The 7,587-nt window shown below is 68.1% G+C and carries 10 protein-coding genes; 6 read left to right on the top strand and 4 right to left on the bottom strand.

All coding sequences use genetic code 11. The features are described 5' to 3' along the window. The 4 genes from Q7P21_RS17615 to Q7P21_RS17600 form a co-directional block, all read right to left on the bottom strand. The coding region (locus Q7P21_RS17615; protein WP_304178132.1) for a ScpA family protein at positions 1-641 on the bottom strand (641 nt) is incomplete at its 3' end. Further along, positions 638-1,654, bottom strand: coding sequence for a beta-N-acetylhexosaminidase (nagZ, locus tag Q7P21_RS17610; RefSeq protein ID WP_304178131.1), 1,017 nt, complete (start codon positions 1,652-1,654; stop codon positions 638-640). The genes nagZ and Q7P21_RS17615, both read right to left, overlap by 4 nt. Further along, complete coding sequence (locus Q7P21_RS17605; RefSeq protein WP_304178130.1) at positions 1,651-2,490, bottom strand: SPOR domain-containing protein; 840 nt, start codon at positions 2,488-2,490, stop codon at positions 1,651-1,653. Before Q7P21_RS17605 ends, nagZ begins: the two co-directional genes overlap by 4 nt. Before the next feature lie 93 nt (positions 2,491-2,583). Beyond that, a complete protein-coding gene (locus Q7P21_RS17600; RefSeq protein ID WP_304178129.1) occupies positions 2,584-3,753 on the bottom strand; it encodes a deoxyguanosinetriphosphate triphosphohydrolase in 1,170 nt (389 codons plus the stop codon). Positions 3,754-3,834: 81 nt separating this feature from the next. Between Q7P21_RS17600 and erpA the strand changes: the two genes are divergently transcribed. From erpA to Q7P21_RS17570, 6 genes are all read left to right on the top strand, one after another. Further along, the gene (gene erpA, locus Q7P21_RS17595; protein WP_304178127.1) at positions 3,835-4,167 is read left to right on the top strand and encodes an iron-sulfur cluster insertion protein ErpA; all 333 of its coding nucleotides are present in this window, start codon (positions 3,835-3,837) and stop codon (positions 4,165-4,167) included. Positions 4,168-4,202: 35 nt separating this feature from the next. After that, positions 4,203-4,979: a prolipoprotein diacylglyceryl transferase family protein gene (locus Q7P21_RS17590; RefSeq protein WP_304178126.1), complete on the top strand. Its 777-nt coding sequence runs from the start codon at positions 4,203-4,205 to the stop codon at positions 4,977-4,979. Next, positions 4,885-6,324, top strand: a complete 1,440-nt coding sequence (locus Q7P21_RS17585; protein WP_304178124.1) for a radical SAM protein — start codon at positions 4,885-4,887, stop codon at positions 6,322-6,324. Before Q7P21_RS17590 ends, Q7P21_RS17585 begins: the two co-directional genes overlap by 95 nt. Beyond that, positions 6,321-6,785: a hypothetical protein gene (locus tag Q7P21_RS17580; RefSeq protein WP_304178122.1), complete on the top strand. Its 465-nt coding sequence runs from the start codon at positions 6,321-6,323 to the stop codon at positions 6,783-6,785. The genes Q7P21_RS17585 and Q7P21_RS17580 overlap by 4 nt, the downstream gene beginning before the upstream one ends. Beyond that, positions 6,782-7,048, top strand: a complete 267-nt coding sequence (locus tag Q7P21_RS17575) for a hypothetical protein (RefSeq protein WP_304178121.1) — start codon at positions 6,782-6,784, stop codon at positions 7,046-7,048. Before Q7P21_RS17580 ends, Q7P21_RS17575 begins: the two co-directional genes overlap by 4 nt. Positions 7,049-7,120: 72 nt before the next feature. Next, on the top strand, positions 7,121-7,587 hold a 467-nt coding region (locus Q7P21_RS17570; RefSeq protein WP_304178119.1), incomplete at its 3' end, for an SDR family NAD(P)-dependent oxidoreductase.

The raw sequence follows: 7,587 nt of genomic DNA, 5'->3' as shown, positions 1-7,587 counted from the left end.
GGCGTCCAGCGCGACATGTCCGGCAGCATCTCGCGCAGGCGGTCGCGGGCGTCTTCCAGGGCATAGGCCTGGTGGCGGCTCATCGGGGTGTAGTGGCGGCCCTGCTCCTTGCGGCGCTGGGCGATATAGGCGCTCATCAGGCCGTAGAGGTCGCCCTCCAGCCGGCCGGAGGGGATCACCTGGATGGCGTCCGGATCGCCGCGCAGGAAGACGTCGCGGCCGAGCTGGGCGCGATCCTTCAGCGCCTCGGCGGCCTCGCGCATGGCGTCGAGCTTGGCCAGGCGGAAAGCCAGCTGGGCGGCCATCTCCTCGGCCGGCGGCTCGTCGGCCTTGGGCCGCTCGGGCTTGGGCAGCAGCAGGCGGGACTTCAGATAGGCCAGCCAGGCGGCCATGACGAGATAGTCGGCGGCCAGCGAGAATCGCAGCTTCCGGGCCTGGTGGACGAAGGCCAGGTACTGGTCGGCCAGCTTGGTCACCGACAGCTTCAGCAGGTCGACCTTCTGGCTGCGGGCGAGCGCCAGCAGCACGTGCAGCGGGCCCTCATAGCCGTCCAGATCGATGATCAGGGCCTCGCCGTCGTCGGCCGCCGTGGTCGCGGCCTCGAAGTCGAGATGGGGCTGGAAGCTGCGGGTGTCGCTCACGGCGTCCACCGGCCTTCGAAGCCGGCGTCGAAGCGCGCGCGGGCGGCGTTGACGTCAAAGGGAGCCAGCGGTCGGGCGACGCGGGCCAGGGCGGCCTTGGCCCGGCGCGCGGCGGGGCCGGCCAGCGGGCGCGTCCCGGCGATGACGCCGCGCATCTCGGCCATGTCGCCATTGCAGTGCAGGACCATGTCGCAGCCGGCGGCCAGGCTCTTGCGCGCCCGGCTGGTGAAGTCGCCGCCCAGCGCCTTCATGGAGAGGTCGTCGGTCATGACCAGCCCATCGAAGCCGATGGCGCCGCGGATCACCTTGGTGTGGACGGCGCGGGAGGTGGTGGCCGGGTGCCGGCTGTCGACGGCCGTGTAGACCACGTGGGAGGTCATCGCCATCGGCATGTCCGCCAGGGCCTGGAACGGCGCGAAGTCGACCGCCTCGAGCTCTTCAAGCGGGGCGTCGACCACCGGCAGCTTGAGATGGCTGTCGACCCCGGCGCGACCGTGGCCGGGCATGTGCTTGATGACCGGCAACACGCCGCCCTCGATCAAGCCCTCGCAGGCGGCGCGGCCCAGATCGGCGACGCCCTCTGGCGTCGCGGCGTAGGCGCGGTCGCCGATCACGTCATGGGCCCCGGCCTGGGGCACGTCGAGCACCGGCAGGCAGTCGACATTGATCCCCAGCGCCGCGAGATCATGCGCCAGCAGCCGCGCACCCAACTGGGCCATCTCGCGTCCCTGAGGCTCGGGCAGGACGCCATAGGCGCGGCCCGGCGGATAGCGCCGCCAGTGGGGCGGTCCCAGGCGCTGCACCCGGCCGCCTTCCTGGTCGATCAGCACCGGGGCGTCCGGGCGGCCCACCGTCGCGCGCAGGGCCTCGACCAGGGCCCGGACCTGGTCCGGCGCGTCGATGTTGCGCTTGAACAGGATGAAGCCCCAAGGCTGGACGTCGGTGAAGAACGCCCGCTCCTCGGCGGTCAGGGTCAGGCCCGAGCACCCCAGGATGGCGGCGTGGGTCGTCACTTCACGAAGCAGTTCTTGCCCGCCGCCTTGAGCTTGTCACAGAAGGCCGTGGCGTCGGCGCGGCTGGCGAAGCCGGTCACGGCGGTGCGGTAGAGGGTGGCGCCGTCCTTCTGGATCGGCTCGACCCGCTTGCCCTTGCCGGCGACCGCGCCCGGCGCGATGCGGGCGGCGTCGTTCCAGCCCTTGTCGGCCAGGGCCTGGGACGAGAAAGCGCCGATCTGCACCATGGCCGCGCCGGTCGCGCCGGCGGCGGGGGCCGGCGTCGCCACGGGCTTGGCGGGGGTCGGTTGGGCCTGGGCGGTGACGACCGGCTTCAGCACCGGCTTGTTGGCGGGATTGATCGGCATGGCCGAGACCGGGCCGATCGGCTGGGTCGCCACGGGCCTGGGCGCAGGGGCCGGCGGCGGGGTCACGACGGTGGTGTTGGCGGCGACCTGGGCCGGCGCAGCCGGCGGGGCGGTGACCACCGGGACGGTGGCGGCGCGATTCTGCGGCTGCTCGGGCGAGGGGGTGAAGTTGGGCGCGGCCGGCTGGGTCTGGCCCTCGGCCGACTGATAGATCTGCAGGCCGGCGGCGGGATCGATCGGCTGGGCCTCGGTCGGCGCGGGACCCTTCATCTGGCCCACGGGCGTCCCGACGGCCGGCGGCAGGCCGCCTGCCTCATGCACGCCGGAGCGATAGAAGATGACGATCGCCACCACCAGCACCACCAGGACCAGGGCGCTGACGATCAGCATCATCGGAGCGGGTCGCGCGCCGCGCACCGGCTGGCGCGCATCGAAGGACAGCGGCGCGTCGGTGGGCGGCGTGTAGGCGCCGCGATCGGGGTTGGACATCTCAGACTCCGGCAGGCCCGCGCGAATCGAATCGGGCGGCGCGTAGGGGTGACAGTCTACCGGAAGGGCCCGCGCTCTGAACCGTCGAGACGCCTAATTCCAGACGTCGAGGTGGAAAAGTCTGCGGTGCTCTTCGATGGCGAAGCGGTCGGTCATGCCGGCGATGTAATCGCACACCACGCGGGCGCGGCCGGCCTCGTCGCGGTTCTGCGACCTGGCGAACCATTCCTCCGGCAGGACGTCGGGTTCGCCCATGAATAACTGGAACATCTCGGCCAGAATGCGGCGGGCCTGGCTGCGGGTGCGGTTGACCTTCCAGTGCCGATACATGCGGCTCATCAGGAACTCGCGCAGCCGCCCGAGGTCCTCCAGCATAGGCCGGGAAAAGGCCACCAGGGCGTGATCCAGCTGGCGAACATCCTCTGCGGAGCCGACCTTGGCGGCGATGGCGCGACGGTTTGTCTCAGCCAGCACATCCTCCACCATCGCCCCGATCATGCGGCGCACGGCCTCCAATCGGGTGATCGAAGGATCGAGGTCGGGATAGTCTTTATACACTCCGGCCAGGATCGGGCCGATCAGCGGCACGTCGAGCAGCTCCTTCAGGTGGAACAGGCCCGCCTGCACCCCGTCATCGACGTCGTGGTTGTTATAGGCGATGTCGTCGGCCAGGGCCGCGCATTGGGCCTCGGCCGAGGCCCAGCCCCCCAGGCCCAGATCATATTCGGCGTCGAACTCGCTGATCGCCTTCCAGGACGGCTTGGCCAGTTTCTCGGTCACCGGGCCATTGTGCTTGATGATCCCCTCCAGGGTCTCCCAGGTGAGGTTCAGCCCATCCCAGCGCGGATAGCGGCGCTCAAGCTTGGTCACCACCCGGAAGGTCTGGACGTTGTGATCGAAGCCGCCATAGGGCTCCATCTGGATCTGCAGCTCATCCTCGCCCGCATGGCCGAAGGGCGGATGGCCGAGGTCGTGGGCCAGGGCGATGGTCTCGGCCAGGTCCGGCTCCAGCCCCAGCGCGGTCGCCAGCGAGCGGGCCACCTGGGCCACCTCCAGCGAATGGGTCAGGCGGGTGCGGAAGTGATCGCCCTCGTGGGCGACGAAGACCTGGGTCTTCTCCTTCAGCCGGCGGAAGGCCGTGCAATGGATGATCCGGTCGCGGTCGCGGGCGAAGGGCGTCCGCGTCCGGCTCTCGGGTTCGGGGACCTTGCGGCCCAGGGAAGCTGCGGCGTCTTCGGCGTACGCGGCGCGGGTCGGGACCATTCGATCTCGCTGAGTGAAATTGACCTCTTGGTGAGAGGCATGTGCAATCTCATATAGTTCAGGCCGGAGTATTACGCAGCCATGACGACCACCGACTTGACCCTTTCCCCCGCCGCCGCCCAGCGGATCCGCGCCATCGGCGCCACGGAGGGCCGCGACGTGATGCTGCGGGTCGCCGTCGAAGGCGGCGGCTGCTCGGGCTTCCAGTACCAGTTCGACCTGGTCGACACCGCCAATAAGGACGACCTGCGCATCGAACGCGACGGCGCCGCGGCCCTGGTCGACGAGATGAGCCTGGTCCTGCTCAAGGGCTCGGAGATCGATTTCGTCGACGAACTGGCCGGCGCCGAGTTCCGCGTCCGCAACCCCAACGCCAAGTCCAGCTGCGGCTGCGGGGTGAGCTTCTCGATCTAGTTGCGCCGGCGGGAGGGCCATGCCCTCCTGCGCCCATGATCCACATCCCGACCGCGCCGTGGGCGCATAGCGTCTTCGACCTCCTGGCCTGGGGCGGCGGCATGGGTCTGGGTGCGATCCTCTATCGCTGGCGGCTCAGCGAGAGCGTCAACAAAGTCGCCCTGAAGGTGGACGGCGGCTATTTTGCAGCCCTGGCAGCCGGCGCCATTCCGGGCGCCTGGCTGGCCGGTTCGCTGAACACGCTGCGCGCGGCCGGCGGCGCTCTGTCCCACAGCGTGGTCGGCGCCCTGGTCGGCGCGATCGTGGCCGTCGAGATCTACAAGGCCCTGCGGGGCGTCAAAGGCTCCACGGGCGGCATCTTCGTCGGATCCTTCAGCCTGGGCGTGGTGATCGGGCGGTTCGGCTGCCTGTTTTCCGGTCTGACCGACCAGACCTACGGCCGGCCCACGACCCTGCCCTGGGCCGTCGAGTTGGGCGACGGGATCGGACGCCACCCGGTGCAGATCTACGAAAGCGCCGCCATGGCGCTGTTTCTGCTCGCCTATCTGGCCGGCCTTGCGGTTCGCGCGCCCTGGGCCATGCGGCGCGGCTTCTATGTCATGTGCCTTTGGTATGGAGTGCAAAGGTTCGCTTGGGAGTTCCTGAAGCCCTATCCCCGGTTGATCGGGCCGTTTAACCTCTTCCACGTGCTGTGTTTGGGGCTGGCGGCTTATGGACTTGGATATTATCTCGCAGACCGAGACCGAGACCGCGAGCGCGACGCGCAAGTCCGCGCCCTATCTGTTCCTGGGCCAGACCACCAGCCTGTGTGAGACCTGCCTGGCCCTGGTCCCGGCCAAGATCATCGCCGAGGGATCAGACGTCTTCTACCAGAAGCGCTGCCGCGAGCATGGCGTGCAGAAGACCCTGGTCAGCGATGACCTCTCCTATTGGAAGGCCCAGCGGGACTGGGTGAAGCCGGGCGATCGACCGTTGGCGATCCAGAGCCGCACCGAGCACGGCTGTCCCTATGACTGCGGCCTCTGCGCCGACCACGAGCAGCATTCCTGCCTGGCGATCCTGGAGATCAACGAGGCCTGCAACCTCTCCTGCCCGGTCTGCTTCGCCGAGAGCTCGGTGAAGCGCGAGGCGCACCGGCCGATGTCCGAGATCGAGGCCATGCTCGACGCCCTGGTCGCCTCGGAAGGTGAGCCGGATCTGGTGCAGATCTCCGGCGGCGAGCCCACCCTGCACCCGCAGTTCTTCGAGATCCTGGCCGCGGCCAAGGCCCGGCCGATCCGCCACCTGATGATCAACACCAATGGCCTGAGGATCGCCCGCGAGGCCGGCTTCGCCGAACGGCTGGCGGCGTTCATGCCGCGGTTCGAGGTCTATCTGCAGTTCGACAGCCTGAGCCGAGACGCCCTGATGGAGCTGCGCGGCGCCGACCTGACCAAGGTCCGCCAGCAAGCGCTGGAGGCCCTCGAGCGCAATAACATCCCCACCACCCTGGTCGTGACCCTGAAGAAGGGGGTCAATGACCATGAGATCGCAGACATTGTCCGCCATGCGCTGACTTGGCGCTGCGTGCGCGGCGTGACCTTCCAGCCGATCCAGGACGCCGGGCGCAATGACGGCTTCGACGCCAAGCGCCACCGCATCGTGCTCACCGAAGTGCGCCGGGAGATCGCCAAGGCCGGCGTATTCGGCCTGGAGGACCTGATCCCCCTGCCCTGCAATCCCGACCAGATCTGCATCGGCTACGGCCTGCGCGACGGCGCCAACGTCACCCCGATCACTTCGCTGCTGCCGCGCGAGCTGTTCGTAGCCGCCGCGCCGAACACCGTCACGTTCGAAGGGTTTCCAGAGCTCAGGGACCGAATCTTCGACCTGTTGTCGCTCTCCACCGCCCAGGCCGACACCACCGACAAGCTGGCGGGCCTGCTCTGCTGCTTGCCCGAGGCCGTGGTGCCGGAGGAGCTCGCCTATGAGCACACCTTCCGGGTGGTGATCTCGCAGTTCCTCGACCGCTTCAATTTCGACCTCGGCGCCGTGAAGCGCTCCTGCGTCCACTTCGTCGAGCCGGACGGCAAGATCTATCCGTTCGACACCTACAACACGTTCTACCGGCCCGGCGCGGCGGGGGCCGGGGCACTGGCGAAGGGGCGCGGGCGTTGAGCGAGCCGCAACCCAAGCCGGACTGGCGCGACGGCATGCTGCCGACGGGCATACTCATGGTGACGCTGAGCGGACTTTGCTCCGGCGCGACCTTGTCGACCGCAGATCCCTATATGGTCGCCTTCACGAAATTCTTCGGCGGCGTTCCAATTCTGACCGGCGTGATCCTCATTGGTCTGGGACTTAGTCGAAGAAAGCAGGTTGCCGAGGTCGCCTACCGACACACGCGGGGCGATCGCATTTTTGCTAGTCTGCAGATGGGGCTCGGAGCCGCCATCTTCGCCCTTTCAGCGGTGTCTATAGCTTACGGCATGCTTGAGATTGGCAAGGCGGTCCTTCAACACGGCAATCAATCCGGAGGGGACCTGCTAGGTCCAATCATAGTGACTGGTGTATTTGGAGGAGTTGGCGTTTTCGCCGGATTGGCAATGTACCAGTCAGGACAGAAGGCTTGGCGATGACCCAAGCCTCACCCGTCCACCGCTACTTCGGCGCCATGCTGATGGCCGTCGGCGGATTGATCGCTGTCCTGTCAGGCCTCTGCTCCCTTAGCTTTCTGGCGCTGGTGATCTGGAACGCCATCACCGGCGGCGGGCGCACGGTGATCGCCGATGTGGGGCAGATGCTGACCTTGATGCTGGCCTTTGGCGGCATCCCGTTCGTGGTAGGGTTGGGGGTGTTCTTTTGGGGGCGACGCCTGAGGCGACAGGCCCTCGTCCGCTGAAATCCCATTGCCACCGCCGCTGCGTCAACGGCTATCCTCCTCGCCAACCACAACACGGGTGAGGACACGACCATGCGCAGCGCGATCAAAGACGGCTATCTGAAGGGCAAGGTGGCGTTCGTCGCCGGGGCGTCGAGCGGGATCAATCTGGGGATCGCCCAGCGGCTGGCCGACGCCGGCGCCAAGGTCACCATCATCAGCCGCTCGGCGGAGAAGATCGCGGCCGCCGCCAAGACCATCACCGACGCGGGCCACGAGGCCCTGGGCATCGCCTGCGACGTCCGCGACTTCGCCGCCGTGGACGCGGCGCTCGCCACCGCCGTCGAGAAATTCGGTAAGATCGACATCGTTGTGTCCGGCGCGGCCGGCAATTTCGTGGCTCCGGCCCTGGGCATCAGCCCCAATGGCTTCAAGACCGTGATCGATATCGACCTGATGGGCACCTTCCACGTGCTGCGGGCGAGCTTCCAATATCTGAACCGGCCCGGCGCCTCGCTGATCTCGATCACCGCGCCGCAGGGCTCGCGGCCGTCGCTCTA

This window comes from Phenylobacterium aquaticum (assembly GCF_947378715.1).
GTDB classification, from domain to species: domain Bacteria; phylum Pseudomonadota; class Alphaproteobacteria; order Caulobacterales; family Caulobacteraceae; genus Phenylobacterium; species Phenylobacterium aquaticum_A.
Note: the sequence above shows the minus strand (reverse complement) of the source record. Positions and strands in the feature narration are given on the sequence as shown.

Excerpts from the sequence above, each read along its gene's own strand:
- Q7P21_RS17605 (WP_304178130.1), bottom strand. The coding sequence starts at position 2,490 with ATGTCCAACCCCGATCGCGGCGCCTACACGCCGCCCACCGACGCGCCG.
- Q7P21_RS17600 (WP_304178129.1), bottom strand. The coding sequence starts at position 3,753 with ATGGTCCCGACCCGCGCCGCGTACGCCGAAGACGCCGCAGCTTCCCTG.
- erpA (WP_304178127.1), top strand. The coding sequence starts at position 3,835 with ATGACGACCACCGACTTGACCCTTTCCCCCGCCGCCGCCCAGCGGATC.
- Q7P21_RS17590 (WP_304178126.1), top strand. The coding sequence starts at position 4,203 with ATGATCCACATCCCGACCGCGCCGTGGGCGCATAGCGTCTTCGACCTC.
- Q7P21_RS17575 (WP_304178121.1), top strand. The coding sequence starts at position 6,782 with ATGACCCAAGCCTCACCCGTCCACCGCTACTTCGGCGCCATGCTGATG.